At 60.0% G+C, this 16968-nt stretch carries 15 protein-coding genes and 2 pseudogenes; 15 read left to right on the top strand and 2 right to left on the bottom strand.

Going from position 1 to position 16968, the window contains the following annotated elements:
* On the bottom strand, positions 1 to 415 hold a 415-nt coding region (locus SDD30_RS02395; protein WP_435870346.1), incomplete at its 3' end, for a DinB/UmuC family translesion DNA polymerase.
* 397 nt (positions 416 to 812) lie between these two features.
* Here SDD30_RS02395 and SDD30_RS02390 point away from each other — a divergent pair.
* A pseudogene (locus SDD30_RS02390) lies at positions 813 to 968 on the top strand (type II toxin-antitoxin system Phd/YefM family antitoxin); the annotation flags it as partial.
* 2 nt (positions 969 to 970) lie between these two features.
* Positions 971 to 1102 (top strand): annotated as a pseudogene (locus SDD30_RS02385) (Txe/YoeB family addiction module toxin); the annotation flags it as partial.
* Positions 1103 to 1107: 5 nt separating this feature from the next.
* Here SDD30_RS02385 and SDD30_RS02380 read toward each other — a convergent pair.
* The gene (locus SDD30_RS02380; RefSeq protein WP_434073328.1) at positions 1108 to 1602 is read right to left on the bottom strand and encodes a hypothetical protein; all 495 of its coding nucleotides are present in this window, start codon (positions 1600 to 1602) and stop codon (positions 1108 to 1110) included.
* 399 nt (positions 1603 to 2001) lie between these two features.
* On the opposite strand from SDD30_RS02380, the gene SDD30_RS02375 reads away from it, so the two are divergent.
* The 13 genes from SDD30_RS02375 to SDD30_RS02315 all read left to right on the top strand — a co-directional run bounded on the left by SDD30_RS02375 (position 2002) and on the right by SDD30_RS02315 (position 16955).
* A complete protein-coding gene (locus SDD30_RS02375; protein WP_434073327.1) occupies positions 2002 to 2256 on the top strand; it encodes a TM1266 family iron-only hydrogenase system putative regulator in 255 nt (84 codons plus the stop codon).
* 224 nt (positions 2257 to 2480) lie between these two features.
* Complete coding sequence (hydE, locus tag SDD30_RS02370; protein WP_434073326.1) at positions 2481 to 3542, top strand: [FeFe] hydrogenase H-cluster radical SAM maturase HydE; 1062 nt, start codon at positions 2481 to 2483, stop codon at positions 3540 to 3542.
* Between the two features lie 277 nt (positions 3543 to 3819).
* Positions 3820 to 5223 carry a [FeFe] hydrogenase H-cluster radical SAM maturase HydG gene (gene hydG, locus SDD30_RS02365; protein ID WP_434073325.1) on the top strand — a complete coding sequence of 468 codons (1404 nt, stop codon included), beginning with the start codon at positions 3820 to 3822 and terminating at the stop codon, positions 5221 to 5223.
* Between the two features lie 451 nt (positions 5224 to 5674).
* Positions 5675 to 5779, top strand: a complete 105-nt coding sequence (gene kdpF / locus SDD30_RS02360; RefSeq protein ID WP_434073324.1) for a K(+)-transporting ATPase subunit F — start codon at positions 5675 to 5677, stop codon at positions 5777 to 5779.
* Positions 5780 to 5861: 82 nt separating this feature from the next.
* On the top strand, positions 5862 to 7574 hold the full coding sequence (gene kdpA / locus SDD30_RS02355; protein WP_434073323.1) for a potassium-transporting ATPase subunit KdpA: 1713 nt from the start codon (positions 5862 to 5864) through the stop codon (positions 7572 to 7574).
* 121 nt (positions 7575 to 7695) lie between these two features.
* Positions 7696 to 9759, top strand: a complete 2064-nt coding sequence (kdpB, locus tag SDD30_RS02350) for a potassium-transporting ATPase subunit KdpB (RefSeq protein WP_434073322.1) — start codon at positions 7696 to 7698, stop codon at positions 9757 to 9759.
* A 51-nt stretch (positions 9760 to 9810) separates the two neighbouring features.
* Positions 9811 to 10389, top strand: coding sequence for a potassium-transporting ATPase subunit KdpC (gene kdpC / locus SDD30_RS02345; RefSeq protein ID WP_434073321.1), 579 nt, complete (start codon positions 9811 to 9813; stop codon positions 10387 to 10389).
* A gap of 205 nt (positions 10390 to 10594) precedes the next feature.
* Positions 10595 to 13321 (top strand): DUF4118 domain-containing protein, encoded by a 2727-nt coding sequence (locus SDD30_RS02340; RefSeq protein ID WP_434073320.1) that lies wholly within the window; start codon positions 10595 to 10597, stop codon positions 13319 to 13321.
* Positions 13311 to 14003 (top strand): response regulator, encoded by a 693-nt coding sequence (locus SDD30_RS02335; RefSeq protein ID WP_434073319.1) that lies wholly within the window; start codon positions 13311 to 13313, stop codon positions 14001 to 14003. Before SDD30_RS02340 ends, SDD30_RS02335 begins: the two co-directional genes overlap by 11 nt.
* Positions 14004 to 14448: 445 nt before the next feature.
* A complete protein-coding gene (locus SDD30_RS02330; RefSeq protein WP_434073318.1) occupies positions 14449 to 14874 on the top strand; it encodes a hypothetical protein in 426 nt (141 codons plus the stop codon).
* Positions 14871 to 15305, top strand: a complete 435-nt coding sequence (locus SDD30_RS02325; RefSeq protein WP_434073317.1) for an ATP-binding protein — start codon at positions 14871 to 14873, stop codon at positions 15303 to 15305. The genes SDD30_RS02330 and SDD30_RS02325 overlap by 4 nt, the downstream gene beginning before the upstream one ends.
* A 14-nt stretch (positions 15306 to 15319) precedes the next feature.
* A complete protein-coding gene (locus SDD30_RS02320; protein WP_434073316.1) occupies positions 15320 to 16684 on the top strand; it encodes a [Fe-Fe] hydrogenase large subunit C-terminal domain-containing protein in 1365 nt (454 codons plus the stop codon).
* A complete protein-coding gene (locus SDD30_RS02315) occupies positions 16617 to 16955 on the top strand; it encodes a DRTGG domain-containing protein (protein WP_434073315.1) in 339 nt (112 codons plus the stop codon). Before SDD30_RS02320 ends, SDD30_RS02315 begins: the two co-directional genes overlap by 68 nt.
* Positions 16956 to 16968: the final 13 nt, after the last annotated feature.

Genomic DNA, 16968 nt, shown 5'->3' with positions numbered 1-16968 from the left:
AAGAGTTCCAGGAACACCCTTTTGTCGGCCAGGAGCTGCCGGTAACCCTTGTCGTGGGGGTGGTGGGGAGGCCGGGGTTGCCCGTAATTATCCGGCAAGGGATCACCTTCTTCTGGGTACTATTATACCATATTTTTGCGGCATGAAGATGGGAAGAACCGCTAGCTAAATCTTTGGGCAGTAGAAGCCGCAGGCCTGCTTTTCCGCCCGGCCAAAATGGTCTTCCTGGCGTGCACGCCGGCACCAGGCCGGCCAGGCTCACTCCCATCAGCCGCACCGGTCGCCCAGGCAGCCAGTAACGCTGGAGGAGCTGCCGGGCCGCCGCGTAAATATCAGCAGCCGTATCAGTATAATAGGGCAGGGTGTAAGAACGTCCCAGCCAGTTATACTTGGCGTCTTTAAGGCTAATACTCACCGTGCGGCCAAGGTAATTTCCCAGGCAGCCCTCCGGGCCACCAGCTCGGAAAGCTCCAGTAAGACCACTTTAATCGCCTCATAACTATAGTAGTCCCGGGTGAAGTATTCAGTACCTGGATGGAGCCAGGCAAGGTATATAAGGTATATAATGTCAGGCAAGGGGTCTGGCACTGGGTGCTTACTGAGCGGGTAACAAAGATGCTTATTGTTGAGAATGGGGATATCAGTACGGAGAATAGCTGCTATGCCCAACTGACCCAGCACAAATCGAGATAATCCAGGCGCACAGGAACAGGTAAAATTTATCCACCTCGCGGCGGATACCCTTGCCTTTGGCTAATAGGTTGGTGTTGCCTCGCCTGCAGTGGACTTTCACCACCAGGTCAGCGGCTAAAAATGGCAATGTGATCCTGGTATCCGAAGCCGATTGGCGGGCCATCCAGGAAACTCTGTATTTAGTATCCATTCCGGGCATGAGGGAATCAATTATCAAAGGCATGAATACGCCTGTTAGCGAATGCGTAGAGGATATTGGATGGGATATAAATTAATCTATCAGGGGCTTAAAGGGGATTTAAAAGGGGCTTATGCGCGCCGGATAAATATTCAGCATCGAATTGTCTATGAAGTTTTCAGGGATGAAGGGATAGTTAAAATATTACGGATGTGGACCCACTATGAGTAAGTTTCTTATCTGGCCTGCTTTAATTCAATAATGGCTGTTTCCTGGCGGGCGGTCTTATTGAGCAGGTAATTAACATCGAAGGCGATAGCATCCAGCCGTCCATCCAGGTGTTTTTGGAGCTTTTCGATTTGATCGCCCCGTAGCTCAAAGGCGTCAAAGAGGGCGTTGATTTTAGGTGCTATTTCATTTTCAATGCTGTTTTCGATCCGGAGCTGTCTTTGCTGCAACTTTTCTAGCTGTTGGCTATGATGCTGTAAGACTTCGCTATGATGCTGCAAAATTACGCTATGATGCTCTAAAACTTCGCTATGATGGTGTAAAATCTCGCTTTGTTGTTGTAAGACTTCGCTATGATGCTGCAAAGTTTCGCTTTGATGCTGCAAAATTACGCTATGTTCCTGTAAGATATCGCCATGCTGTTGTAAGGTTTCACCGTGTTGCTGTAGTATTACTTTAATTTCCTCCTGCCCCTGGAGGAGCTGCCTGAGTAGTTCTTCCATCGGGCACTTCCTTTCTACGGAGATTATTACCAGTATAAATTTCTCTACCGGCAAAAGAATTCCTGCCGGAGGAGGGCGGCGGGGAGGACAAAATTTTTTAGCCGGAAGGCTGTATCCGCACAATAAAAATTCTCCTTGCATTTTGACCCGCTGTGGTGCAAAATAGATCTTGAACAAACCTGACCAGGTGGGTCGCAGGACCGGCCCGGGAGGGAAGCAGACAAAACCTGCGGTGAGGGGTTAACCTGAACCTGAGGGAAGGGGGCCTGATTATGAAATTAGACGTTTGACGCTTGTCGGCTGTTTAGCTGGCAGGCGTTTTTTGGTTGGAGCTTGCATCGGCATCTTGCCAGGAAAAATGTCGCAACTACCAGATACGGCAGCGAGAGGAGTGGTGCGGTGGAAAACCGGATCGGCGTCGTGGGTATAGTGATCGAGGACCGGGAACATACTGCCGCCCGGGTCAATGCCATCTTAAGCGATTACGGCCATTGCATCGTCGGCCGCATGGGTATCCCCTACCGGGAGCGGGGAGTGGCCGTTATCGCCCTGATCGTTGACGGGACCACGGACACCATTGGCGCCTTGACGGGGAAACTGGGCGGTTTGCCCGGGGTCAAGGTACGGGCGGCTTTAACCGGAAAGGGAAGTTGAGTTTCAGGCACCGCAGCCGGAGGTGCGGCGCTTTTAAGGTATCGCCACCGGTTCAACCTGCTTCGCTCAAGTACTGCAACACTATTTTTCGCGCCCGACCCTTATAGTCCTGCGGTATCTATAAGTGCCCAATGTGCCCAAAGTGCCTAGGGAAGGGATTTTTGCCAATATGCTCTGATGGGTCTGAGACGCAGTTCCAATGGTGCATGAAAGGGGGGAAGTCCTTGCGAACGGGATTTGCGGCCTGCCTGGCCAGGGCGGCGGCCGGCCGGGAGCTGAATCGGGAAGATATTATCACCCTGCTGGGAGCGGCTGTCGGCGCCGAAGCGGACGCCCTTTACCGGCAAGCCGACAATGTCCGCGCCCGGGTGGCCGGGGACGAGGTCCATTTGCGCGGGATCATCGAGTTTTCCAACTACTGTCGCCGCCGTTGCTATTACTGCGGCCTGCGGGCGGATAACGCCAGGTTACGCCGCTACCGCCTGATGCCTGAGGATATCGTCGCTGTGGCCCGCCGGGGGGCGGAACTGGGTTACGGTACCGTGGTCCTCCAGTCGGGGGAGGACCCCTGGTATACGGCCCCGGTCCTGGCCGGGGTAATCCGGGAGATTAAAAAGCTGGGTGTGGCCGTCACCCTGTGCGTCGGCGAGCGCCCCCGGGAAGAATACGCCCGCTGGCGAGAGGCGGGGGCCGATCGCTACCTCCTGAAACACGAAACTGCCAACGAAGAACTTTACGCCCGCCTGCATCCGGGGATGAGCTGGTCGGCGCGCCGGCAGTGTCTTACTTGGCTCAAAAAGCTGGGCTATCAGGTGGGTTCGGGTAACATCATCGGCCTGCCGGGTCAGAGCCTGGCCGATCTGGCCGACGATCTGCTCCTCCTACGGCAGCTGGACGTGGAGATGGCCGGCCTGGGCCCCTTTATTCCCCACCCGGACACCCCCTTGGGCGGGGAGCCGGCCGGGAGCGTGGAGCTGACCTACCGGGTGGTGGCTGTAGCCCGCCTGGTCATCCCCTACGCCCACCTGCCGGCCACCACGGCCCTAGGCACTTTGGCTGCCAATGGGCGCCAGCTGGCCCTGACCCGGGGGGCCAATGTCATCATGCCCAACCTGACGCCGGCGGAATACCGACCTGATTACCAGATCTATCCCAATAAAATCTGCGTCAATGAAGGACCGGAAGACTGCCGCCACTGCCTGGAGGGCATGGTACGCTCCTTGGGCCGGCGCCTGGGCCGGGGACCGGGCCATGCGTTAAAACAGTTTATGGTCGTGACGATTTAAGTTTAAGTATGGTTTTATGCGACAAACGTCCATAAAACGGAGCAGAAGCGGAGAGGGTATGGCGAAGGGTCGACAGAGGAATTAAACTACATTTAACTCCGGCAACTTGCAGGGCTGATGTTGAAACACCCATCGCCCGGGTGGCGATCACTGGTAAGTGAAACGGGAGCATTAGATAATAATCGGTGAGTAAGCAGTTACGGAAATAGGGTTTATATTGGGCGATGGGTATATTCTTTACGTAAAATAGCCGTCGGCGGCACAAGGAGGGTTTTTTATGCAACATGACTACCACGCCAACTTCATTAACCATGAGGAAATAGAAGGTTACCTGGCCGAGGCCCGGCAGGCGGCGACGGACGAGGCGGCCCGGATCGTGGAAAAAGCCAGGGCGGCTAAGGGACTGGAACCCTACGAGGTGGCCGTTTTGCTCCAGAACGACGACGCCGGTGTGCGGCGGCGGATGTTCGCCGTAGCCCGGGAAATCAAGGAGAAGATCTACGGCCAGCGCATCGTCCTGTTCGCGCCTTTATATTTGAGCGATTACTGCATCAATAACTGCCGCTACTGCGGCTACCGCCGGAGTAACGAATTTGAGCGCCATCGCCTGGAGCCGGAGGAGCTGGAACGGGAGGTACGCATCCTGGAGTCCCTGGGCCACAAGCGCCTGGCCCTGGAAGCCGGGGAAGACCCCGTCCACTGCCCCCTGGACTATGTCCTGGATGTCATCAACCGCATCTACCACATTACCGAGGCCAACGGCAGCATCCGCCGGGTGAACGTCAATATCGCCGCGACGACGGTGGACGACTACCGGCAGCTTAAAGCCGCCGGTATCGGCACCTACATTCTCTTCCAGGAGACCTACCACCGGCCGACCTACGCCTATATGCATCCCAGCGGCCCCAAATCGGACTACGACTGGCATACCACAGCCATGGACCGGGCCATGGCGGGCGGCATCGACGACGTGGGCCTGGGGGTCCTCTTCGGCCTTTATGATTACAAGTTTGAGGTCATGGGCCTGCTCTATCACGCCCGGCACCTGGAAGAGGTTTTTGGCGTCGGTCCCCATACCATTTCCGTTCCCCGCCTGCGGCCGGCTTTCGGTATTACCCTGGAGAATTTTCCCTACCTGGTAGACGACCAGGACTTTAAAAAGCTGGTGGCCCTCATCCGCCTGGCCGTGCCCTATACCGGCATGATCATCTCCACCCGCGAGACGCCGGAACTACGGGCCGAGCTCCTACAGCTGGGCATCTCCCAGATCAGCGCCGGTTCCTGCACCGGCGTCGGCGGTTACGGCCGCCATTACGCCGATCATCAAGACGATACACCTCAGTTCGAAATTGGCGACCACCGCCACCCCGACGACGTTATCCTCGACCTTTGTCAGCGGGGCTACCTGCCGAGCTACTGCACTGCCTGTTACCGCCAGGGACGGACGGGGGATCGCTTCATGTCCCTCGCCAAAACCGGCGCCATCCAGAATTGCTGCCAGCCCAACGCCATCCTGACCTTTAAGGAGTACCTGCTGGACTACGCCCGCCCGGCCACCCGGGCAGCAGGGGAAGCTACCATCAGGGAGCATATGGGGCAGATCCCGGCCGCGGCCATCCGCGCCGAGACTGAACGCCGCCTGGAGCACATCGCCGCCGGCGCAAGGGATCTGTATTTTTAGGCTGGCGATACTCTCGCCGGTTACTCCATTGGAAAACAGGGAAACATTCCCCGGCAGCCCCCTGCCCGACAGGCAATGGGGGTTATTTTTTAAGTCACTTGAGTGTTATTTTGATATGAGGCGCAGGATCGGGAACAGAGGGCCTTATGGTCGGGTGAATTGAACGTCGAAACGCTGCGAGCCGAATTGGCGGCGGATTTTTGGCGGGGAATGGAGCCCATCTTTATACTTTTTTTACCCCTGGCCATGATTTCCTGACAGCTATTTGATAGCCAAAGGGGGTAAAATAAACCTGCACGGGGGTCGGCGCCACCATCGCGCACCAGAACCCTGGAGGAGAGCGGCAACCCACATCCCACCAGTATAACTGCGACCGCGGGCAGGAAATTGGACTTGAGCGAGGCGAATCGTTTAAAATGTGAGCGCTCATCCACTACAGGTAGAATGATTTTTGCGGAGGCGAAGGTTAATGTTTGATCTTATTATGGGGGGCCTGGTTACCGTAGCTTTGCTGGTCTATCTAGTCTATGCCCTGATGCGCGCCGAGGAACTTTAAGGCTGCCCTGGGCCTTGCCGGCTTGGAAGGCAAACAATTAGAGGATAGGCTTAGCAGGCCATTCCTGAGCAAAACGGGGTGAATGATCAACGTGAACATGGATATCCTGCAGCTGGTCCTGTTTCTGGTACTGCTCCTGCTCCTGGCTGTACCCCTGGGCCGCTACATGGCCCGGGTCTTTAGCGGCGAGAGGACCTTCCTCGACCCGGTACTTAATCCCCTGGAGGGGCTGGTCTACCGCCTGACCGGGGTGGACGCCGGTCACGAGATGAACTGGCGCGAGTACGCGGCCATGCTGCTGCTTTTCAACTTTCTGGGTATGCTAGCCCTCTACCTGCTGCAGCGGGTCCAGGGTTGGCTGCCGTTGAACCCCCAGGGTTTCAGCGCCGTACCCCCGGACCTGGCCTTTAATACCGCGGCCAGTTTTATGACCAACACCAACTGGCAGGCCTATAGCGGCGAGAGTACCATGAGCTACTTAACCCAGATGGCCGGCCTGACGGTGCAGAATTTTCTCTCCGCCGCCACGGGTATCGCCGTGGTCGTGGCCCTGACCCGCGGCCTGGCGCGGCGCACGGCGACCACCATCGGCAACTTCTGGGTCGACCTGACCCGCGCCACCGTCCGGGTGCTGCTGCCCCTGGCCCTGGTCCTGGCCCTGGTGCTGGTGTGCCAAGGGGTCATCCAGAATCTGAGCCCTTACCTGACGGTAACTACCGTAGAAGGGGGACGGCAGACCCTGGCCCTAGGACCGGTAGCCTCCCAGGAAGCCATCAAGGAGCTGGGGACCAACGGCGGCGGCTTCTTTAACGCCAATTCCGCCCACCCCTTCGAGAATCCGACGCCCCTGACCAATTTACTGGAGATGCTAGCCATCCTGTTCATTCCGGCGGGGCTGACCATTACCTACGGCCGCATGGTGGGTAACCACCGCCAGGGTACGGTGATCCTGGCCGCTATGCTCCTCCTCTTTGTCCTGGGCCTGGGGGTGGTTTACGGCGCCGAGCACTATGGCAATCCCCAGCTGGCTAACCTGGGCGTCAGCGGTCCTACGGCCATGGAGGGTAAGGAGGTCCGCTTCGGCATCGCCAACTCGGCCCTTTTTGCGACCGTCACCACCGCCGCTTCCTGCGGCGCCGTCAACGCCATGCACGACAGCCTGACGCCCCTGGGCGGCCTCATCCCGATGCTGCAGATGATGCTGGGCGAGGTGGTCCTGGGCGGGGTCGGCGCCGGGCTTTACGGGATGCTCATTTTCGTCATCCTCACGGTGTTTATTATCGGCCTGATGGTGGGCCGCACGCCGGAGTACCTGGGCAAGAAGATCGAAGCCCGGGAGATGAAAATGGCCACCCTGGCGGTCCTCATCCCAGCGGCCACCATCCTGCTGGGTAGCGGCCTGGCGTCGGTACTGCCTGCCGGTACCGCCGCCATCGCTAATTCCGGCCCCCACGGCTTGAGTGAGATCCTTTACGCTTTTGCTTCGGGGGCGGGCAATAACGGCAGCGCTTTTGCTGGCTTAAACGCCAATACACCCTTTTATAATCTCGCTATCGGCCTGGCCATGCTTATCGGCCGCTTCGGGGTCATCTTACCGGTCCTGGCCATTGCCGGCAGCATGGTGACGAAGAAAACCGTACCGGCCGGTCCGGGTACCTTCCAGACTACCAGCCTGTTATTTACCGGCTTGCTGGCGGCGGTGGTCCTCATTGTCGGCGCCCTGACTTTCTTCCCGGCCCTGGCTCTAGGCCCCATAGTAGAGCACCTGCTCATGCTGGCCGGCAAAACTTTTTAGTTTAAGGGGACGCGAGGGGGGGCTGATGCCCTCCTCTACGAACGATAATATTGCCGATTGAGCCTGGAGCCTGGAACGCCAGCCTGCGGGTAGAAGCCTATTTTTGGAGGTAGAAAGCTTTATGTCCGGAGAAGGTAATCTCTCCAACAAGCTGGCCGGATCCCGGGGCAGCTTCAACTGCGCCTTGATCCTCCCAGCCATCAAAGACGCCTGGCGCAAGCTCGACCCGCGGGTGCAGCTGCGCAACCCGGTGATGTTCGTGGTAGAAATAGGTGCTGCGTTGACGACCTTTTTCATCCTGCGGGATCTAGTTACAGGTACGCGGGCTATGCTGGCCTTCAATATCCAGCTGGCCGTCTGGCTGTGGATAACGGTCCTCTTCGCTAACTTCGCCGAAGCCCTGGCCGAGGGACGGGGCAAAGCTCAGGCCGAGAGTTTACGCCGCACCCGCAGTGAAACGACGGCCAAAAAGCTGGTGGGCGGTAAAACCCAGCCTCTGCCGGCTTCCCAGCTGCGCAAGGGCGACGTGGTTCTGGTAGAGGCCGGGGATGTCATCCCCGGCGACGGCGAGGTCATCGAAGGCATCGCCTCGGTGGATGAAAGCGCGGTAACCGGCGAGTCGGCGCCGGTGATCCGGGAGTCAGGTGGCGACCGCAGCGCCGTCACCGGCGGCACCCGCGTCCTCTCCGACTGGATTAAGGTGCGGATAACGGCCAACCCCGGTGAAACTTTTCTGGACCGCATGATCAACCTGGTGGAAGGGGCACGACGGCAAAAGACGCCTAACGAGATCGCCCTGACCATCCTCCTGGTAGGCCTGACCATCATCTTCCTGCTGGCGGTGGCTACCCTGGAGCCCTTCGCCCTCTACTCCGGCGCCCTGGCCCCGGTACCTATCCTTATCGCTTTGCTGGTCTGTCTGATCCCGACTACCATCGGTGGGCTGCTCTCGGCCATCGGTATCGCCGGTATGGATCGCCTGCTGAAGCGTAACGTTCTGGCCATGTCCGGCCGGGCTGTGGAAGCAGCCGGCGACGTGGATGTCCTGCTCCTGGATAAGACCGGGACCATCACTCTGGGCAACCGCATGGCCACGGCCTTTATGCCGGCCCCGGGGGTAACCGAAGCGCAACTGGCCGACGCCGCCCAGATGGCCTCCCTGGCCGACGAGACGCCGGAAGGCCGCAGCATCGTCGTCCTGGCCAAAAACAAGTTCCAGATTCGCGAGCGGGACCTGGGCAGCCTGAAGGCCACCTTTATTCCCTTCAGCGCCCACACCCGCATGAGCGGCGTTGATCTGGAAGGCCGGGAGATCCGCAAGGGTGCGGCCGATGCCATTGAGACCTATGTCCGGGAAAAGGGCGGTTCCTTGCCGGGCGAAGTGAAAGCTACCGTAGAGAAGGTGGCTAAGGAAGGCGGCACCCCCCTGGTGGTGGCTGAAGGGGCCCGGGTCCTGGGGGTCATTTACCTGAAGGACGTGATTAAGGGCGGCATCAAGGAGCGCTTCGCCGAGCTGCGGCGCATGGGGATCAAGACGGTGATGATCACCGGCGATAATCCCCTGACAGCGGCAGCCATCGCGGCGGAGGCGGGGGTGGACGATTTCCTGGCCGAAGCCACCCCGGAAACCAAGTTGCAACTTATCCGCGCATACCAGGCCAAAGGGCACCTGGTGGCCATGACCGGCGACGGCACCAACGACGCCCCGGCCCTGGCCCAGGCCGACGTTGGTGTGGCCATGAACAGCGGCACCCAGGCGGCCAAGGAGGCCGGCAATATGGTCGACCTGGACAGCAATCCCACCAAGCTCATGGAGGTGGTGGAGATCGGTAAACAGCTGCTTATGACCCGTGGTTCCCTGACCACCTTCAGTGTGGCCAACGACGTGGCCAAGTACTTCGCCATCATCCCGGCCCTGTTCACCGTCACCTACCCGCAACTGGAGGCCCTGAACATCATGCGCCTGGCCACGCCCCAGAGCGCCATCCTCTCAGCCGTGATCTTTAACGCCCTGATCATCATCGCCCTGGTGCCCCTGGCCCTGCGGGGAGTGGCCTACCGGCCCCTGGGCGCCAATGTCATCCTGCGCCGCAACATCCTGGTCTACGGCCTGGGCGGCCTGGTGGTGCCCTTTATCGGCATCAAGCTCATCGACCTCCTCCTGACGACCCTAGGAATTGTGTAGAAGGGCTGTATAAGCCGGGTTATAAATTTTGACGAAGGGCAGGAAGGTGTTATGGCCAGGAAAATCTTGACGGCAGTTTTAATGCTGGTGGTAATGACGATTCTGACGGGGATTATCTACCCCCTGGCGACTACCGGTCTGGCCCGGGCGCTCTTTCCCCGCCAGGCCAATGGCTCCCTGGCCTACCGGGACGGCCGGCCGGTAGGCTCCAGCCTCATCGGCCAGCACTTTACCGGGCCAGGCTATTTCCACGGCCGGCCCTCGGCGGCCGGCCCGGACGGTTACGACGCCGCTGCTTCCTCCGGTTCCAACCTGGGTCCTACCAACGCCAAGTTGGTGGCCGCTGTGGCCCGGCGCCTGGAGGCAGTACGGGCGGAAAACGGCCTGCCGGCCGGGGCGCCGGTGCCGGCCGACTTGGTGACCGCCTCGGCCAGCGGCCTGGATCCGGACATCAGCCCGGTAGCGGCCTACCTGCAAGTCCCCCGGGTGGCCCGGGCCCGGAACCTACCTGAAGAACAGGTTCGTGCCCTGGTTACCCAAAATATTACCGGCCGGCAGTTCGGCCTCCTGGGAGAACCGCGGGTGAATGTGTTACAATTAAACCTGGAATTGGATAAGATGGCGCGGTAGCTAGAACCCCGTTTTTGGGGGAGTCTCTCGTGGGGGCTAATACCTTGTCACCAAGCTCCCCTCCCGTTCAACGCCGCCTCGGCTCAAGGCTTCCCTGAGTTTGCTTACGCCTCGAACCAAGTCGCCTTACGCCTGTATCCTCCAGCCCCAAGTAACCGGCTTGTAATTATTTTTGGCAGCAGAGTGTTTCAGGGGAGGTGAGAATATGGAGAAGGAGAACGAACCCCGGCGGCCCGATCCCGATGATTTACTGGCCGAGGTTAAAGCCGGGAACCGGGGCCGGTTGACCGTCTTCTTGGGGGCGGCCGCCGGCGTAGGCAAGACCTACGCCATGCTGGAAGCCGCCCACGAGCGCCGGGCCGACGGCGTCGATGTGGTCATCGGCTGGGTGGAAACCCATGGCCGGCAGGAAACCGAAGCCCTGGTGAAAGGTCTGCCGGTTATCCCGCCTCGGGAGATGGTTTACCGCGGTAAGGTTTTTCGGGAGATGGACTTGGATGCCATCCTGCAGCGCCGGCCGCAGCTGGCACTGGTAGATGAACTCGCCCATAGCAACATCCCCGGTTCGCGCCATGTCCGCCGCTACCAGGATGTGGAGGAACTCCTGGCCGCGGGCATCAACGTCTACACCACCCTGAACATCCAGCACCTGGAGAGCTTAAACGATATCGTTGCCCAGATCACCGGCGTCCGGGTGCAGGAGACCGTTCCCGATCGGCTCCTGGAGGAGGCCGACCAGGTCCAACTCATTGACATCCCGCCGGAGGAGTTAATCGAGCGCCTGCGGGAGGGCAAGGTCTATGTGCCGCACCAGGCGGAAAAGGCCATGCAGAAGTTTTTCCGGCCGGGTAATATTAACGCCCTGCGGGAACTGGCCCTGCGCCATACGGCCCAGCGGGTGGAGGGGCAGCTGGACCGCTACATGCGCGTCCACGGCATCCCCGGTCCCTGGCCGGCCGGGGAGCGGGTCGTGGCCTGCGTAAGCCCCAGCCCTTTCTCCGCCCAGGTAATTCGCGCCGCCAGGCGCATCGCTGCTGGCCTCCGGGCGGAATGGCTGGCCGTCTACGTGGAGACGCCGGGCTGCCCGCCAGCCGATGACAACCGGCGGGACCAGCTGGCGCGCAACCTGCGCCTGGCCGAAGAGCTGGGGGCGGAAGTGGTCACCCTGACGGGTGATGATGCCGCTGCCGAACTTTTAGACCTGGCCCACCGGAAGAACGTTACCCAGATCGTTATCGGTAAGCCGTTACATCCCCGCTGGCAGGAGATGTGGCGGGGCTCCCTGGTAGATAAAGTTATTCGCGGCAGCCAGGGGATCGGCGTTCACCTCATCCCCAGCAAAGCCGGGCCTAGAGCAGAGCAGCGTAGCGAGGCCGCCGGGCTTCGCCGCCCGGGGCCTCCCTCCTGGCCCTACGCCGGGGCGGTGATCGCCGTCCTGCTGGTGACGGTCCTGGGTAAAATGCTGCAGCCGGTCTTCGATTTAATCAACATTGCCCTTCTCTTTCTGTTACCGGTTCTCTTCGGCGCCGCCCGCTGGGGCCGCGGCCCCTCTATCATGGCGGCCATTCTGGGGATGCTGGCCTTCGACTTTTTCTTTGTACCGCCGGTTTTTAGCTTCACAGTGACTGATCTCCGCTATCTCCTCAGCTTTGTCGTCTTCCTGGGGGTGGCTATAATCACCGGGACCCTGGCCACCCGGCTGAAGGCCCAGGCCGAGAACGCTCGCTACCGGGAAACACGGACAGCCGCCCTTTATGCCCTCAGCCGCAAAATGGCGGTGGCGACTGGCCTGGAGGATCTATTAAAGACAGTAGTCCGAACAGTCGCTGAGACCATCGAGGGTGAAGCTGTGGTCTTCATGCCCGGCGCCGACGGGGGGCTGATGGCCCGGGCAGCGGCTCCTTCCCGGCCCGAAGAGTGGCTGGACGACAACGAAAGAGCCGTGGCCAAATGGGTTTTTACCCACGGGCAACTGGCCGGCAGGGGGACTGACACCCTGGCCGGGGCGGAGGGGCTGTACCTGCCTTTAAAGGCGGAAGAAAATAACCTGGGGGTCCTGGGCGTAAAACTGAAACACCCCGAGCGCCACCTGGCGCCGGAGCAGCGCCGGCTGCTGGAGGCCTTCGCCAACTTGGCCGCCCTGGCCATCTTGCGCCTGCAGCTGGCAGCCGAGGCCCAGCGGGCCCGCTGCCTGGCGGAATCGGAAAAACTGCGGACAGCCCTCTTTAATTCCATTTCCCACGACCTGCGTACACCCCTGGCCTCCATCACGGCCGCCGTTACCGGCCTCCTGGAAGGAGAGGGGGTCTACCAGCCTGAGGCCCGGCAGGCCCTGTTGCAAACCATTAAGGAGGGGGCGCGGCGCCTGAACCGGATGGTCGGCAACCTGCTGGATATGGCTCGCCTGGAAAGCGGCATGATGCAGTTAAACCGGGAATGGTGTGACGTGGAAGATATTATTGGCGTGGTCCTGGGTCAACTGCAGGAACTCCTGCAGGGTCGCCCCTTACAGGTGGCTGTTCCTCCCAGCCTACCCCTGGTCAGAGCGGATTTTACCCTCCTGGAGCAGGTTCTGATTAATTTATTGGAGAATGCCCTTAAGTACTCTCCCCAGGGGAGCCCTATTGATATTACCGTCCGGGGGGAGGATAAGGAGCTTCAGGTGGCCGTCGCCGACCGGGGCGCCGGTATCCCCGCGGAAGATCGCGAGCGGGTCTTTGATAAGTTTTATCGCCTCCATTCGCCCCGTCACGTCAGCGGCACCGGCCTGGGCCTCTCCATTTGCAAAGGAATCATTGAAGCCCACGGGGGGAGAATCTGGGCCGAACCTCGTCCCGGGGGCGGCAGCGTCTTCGCTTTTTCTTTGCCGCTGAATGAGCAGCCCCCGGAGCAGATTCCTTCGGTCAGGGAAGGTGAGGAAGGTGACAGCTAAGGGCGCCCGCGTCCTCATTATCGACGATGAGCCCCCCATCCGCCGCCTGCTCAAGGTGGCCCTGGCGGCCCACGGCTACGACCTGGCCGAGGCCACCAGCGGGGAGGAGGGGTTGCAGCAGGCCGCCTTCCTGCACCCGGACCTGGTCATCCTGGACCTGGGTTTGCCGGATCTAGACGGCCTGGAGGTTATCAAACGCCTACGGGAGTGGTCGCAAGTACCGGTCATCATCCTGACAGTGCGCGAGCACGAGCAGGATAAAATCGCCGCCCTCGATGCCGGCGCCGATGACTACGTTACCAAACCTTTCAGCATGGGGGAACTCCTGGCCCGGATGCGGGTAGCCCTGCGCCACACGGCCCAAAGGGAGGACGAGCCCGCCCTTCACCTGGGCGGCTTGACGGTGGATCTGCCACGCCGCCTGGTAACGGTGGCGGGCCGGGAAGTAAAGCTTACGCCCACGGAGTACGAGATCCTGAAGCACCTGGCCGTTAATGCCGGGCGGGTGCTGACCCACCGCCAGCTTCTCCGGACCATCTGGGGTCCGGAGTACCAGGAGGATACCCATTACCTGCGCGTCTACATCGGCCAGCTGCGGCGCAAGCTCGAGCCCGACCCCACCCGGCCCCGCTACATCATCACCGAGCCGGGCGTCGGCTACCGCCTGGTAGGCGGGGAATAATTGACGAGAAAGTAATGGTTAGGACCAAACGAAAAGCAACAGGCGCTAATCCGTGCCTGCTGCTTTTAAGTTATTTGAGCTTAATTTCGATCTTGGCGTCCAGCGCCCTGGCGACCTTTTCTAAGAAACGCAGGCAGCTGTTCAAAACCATTGAAACCAAAAATATAGATGGTGCTATTCAATATATTGAACGGCTTATAAGAATTTTACGAGAGCCAGCAGGAGAATCAAGTTCCATGGCGAATAAACATCCTATGCTAACAATCACAAATGCTTCCTACTATTAAAGTGAATAACCACGCTATCACTGGGGCAGAGTTCGCTAAATTAGCCGGCCAGCATTGTGTTTATGTTCCGGGCACCGCCACCAAGACAGCAGTCACAGAGGGGAGCATATATTTTACCTTAAATTGTGAACTAATTCACCACTGGAGGTGCCGGTTGGATGAAGCTCAGGGAGATTCAGGCCATCCTGGGGGCCGAGGTTTTTACCGGCGCGGACCAACTGGATCTGGAAATTGAAGCCGGCTTTGGTTCTGACCTGATGAGCGATGTCCTGGCCTTTGCCCGGGGTCGCATTCTTCTGCTAACCGGCCTGACCAATCACCACGTCATCAACACGGCGGCCATGGTCGACGCGGGGGCTGTGGTCTTTGTCCGGGGCAAGCGACCGGACGTCGGCTTAATTAACGTCGCCGCCGGAGCAGGCCTGCCCTTACTGGGGACCAGGTTATTAATGTACGACAGCTGCGGCCGCCTCTTTCGGGCCGGGTTAAAGGGGTGTTCCGGTGAACTACTGGAGGAAGAAAAGCCAGGGGCGAGTGGGGTAGGAAACAATGACCTTAATTTCCAGGCCGGCGACTTGAAATGAAGGAACCCCAACCAGCCCTGGAGCTGGCTATTCCTGTCCGCGCCCGGGATTTCCTGGCCGGCGGGGATGGGGCGGCCCGCATCCGCCTGGTCCTGCAGCAGGTTGGTTTTCCGCCGGGCATCATCCGGCGGGTGGCCATTGCCGCTTATGAAGCGGAGATGAATATCGTTATTCACTCCCGGGGCGGTGAACTCAAAGCACAGGTTACGCCGGAGGTAATCACTATTATCGCCCGGGATGAAGGGCCGGGCATCCCTGATATCGACCTGGCCATGCAGGAAGGCTATTCCACCGCCCCCCGGGAGATCCAGGAGATGGGCTTCGGCGCCGGTATGGGGTTGCCTAATATTCGCCGCTGTACCGACGAATTGGCAATAGAATCCGCTCCGGGTACAGGAACGACTATCAAGATGGTAATTTATAATCGCTAAAAGGCGGTGGCGTGATGGAGTACTTCCATTCCGTACGCCTGGACGAGGACAAGTGTAAGGGTTGCACCAACTGCATCAAGCATTGCCCGACCGAAGCCATCCGGGTGCGGGAGGGTAAGGCGCATATAATCCAGGAGCGCTGTATCGATTGCGGCGAGTGTATCCGCATCTGCCCCAATCACGCCAAGATCGCTGTCGGTGACGGTCTGGACTCCCTCGATCGGTACCGCTATCGCATCGCCCTGCCGGCGCCGGCCTTTGTTTCCCAGTTTGCCGGCCGGGCCGGCCTGGAACAGATTCTGGGCTCCCTGCTGGCCCTGGGCTTTGATGAAGTTTACGAGGTAGCCATGGCGGCCGAGGTGGTGGCCCGGGCGACCCGCAGTTTCCTGGATGGTTACCAGGGTAAAAGGCCACTGATTTCCCCGGCCTGCCCGGCGGTGGTGGGCCTAATCCAGGTGCGTTTTCCTGCCCTGGTGGAGCAGTTGTTGCCCCTGGCCACGCCGATGGATGTGGCGGCCCGGCTGGCCCGGGAAAAGGGGAGAGCAGTTACTGGCTTGCCGGCCGAGGCCATCGGCACCTTCTTTATTTCCCCCTGCCCGGCCAAGATAACCGCCGGTCGCCAGCAGCAGGAGGGCTTACCAGGACCTGATGGTGTCATCCCCCTGGCGGCGATTTATGGTGATATCCTTAAGGTTTTAGCCAAAGCCCCGGCATATCCCTACCGGGCCGGGGCCGCCGGTTACGGTTGGGGGCAGAGTGGGGGCGAGAATACCAGCATCGGCGGCCGGCGTTTGCTGGAGGTCGATGGCATCCATCACGTCATCGAGGTCTTTACCCGCATTGAAGCCGGCGACTTTAATGATATCGAGTATATTGAAGCCCAGGCCTGTCCCGGCGGTTGTGTCGGCGGCGCGCTGATGGTCCGTAACCCCTACCTGGCCCGCCTGGAACTGCGGCAATTGGCCCGGCGCCTGCCGGCAGGTGCCGGGGAGCTACCCGAGCCGGGTAACAACCTGGCGACGACGCCGGTTCAACCCCGGGCGGTACTGCAACTGGACACCGACTTAGTCACGGCCCTGGAAAAGATGCGCCGCCTGGAAACTACCCAGGCCCTACTGCCGGGCCTGGATTGCGGTTCCTGTGGTTCCCCCAGCTGCCGCGCCCTGGCGGAGGATATTGTCCGGGGTGAGGCCCAGGATACGGATTGTGTCTTTGTCTTACGGGAGCGGGTGCGGGTGCTGGCGGAAGAGGTAGTTGAACTGGCGCGAAAATTGCCGCCTTCCATGGCCCAACCGGAAGGGGGGAGTAACAGTGAAAATCAGGGAAATAGCAACCAGCCTGAACCTGCAGGTCCTGGCCGGGGCAGGAGCCCTGGATAGGGAGGTGAGCAGCGGTTACTGCTCCGACCTGATCAGCGACTTCATGGCCAACGGGAAACCTGGATGTTTATGGTTGACCCTCCAGACCCACATGAATGTGGTGGCTGTGGCCCTCCTGGCGGAGGCTGCGGGGGTGGTTTTTACCGGGGGGCGAGAAGTAGCGTCGGAGGTCTGCCGTAAGGCTGAGGTTGAAGGGCTACCGCTCCTGGCAACATCTGCCCGCACCTTTGAGGTAGCCGGGCAGCTCTACCAGCTGTTATATGGGAGATGAGAGGTGGGAAGTG

Source organism: Moorella naiadis (nom. illeg.), from assembly GCF_051020825.1.
Classification (GTDB): Bacteria; Bacillota; DSM-521; order Neomoorellales; family Neomoorellaceae; genus Neomoorella; species Neomoorella naiadis.
The sequence above is the reverse complement of the archived record's forward strand: the minus strand, read 5'-3'. Positions and strand labels throughout refer to the sequence as shown.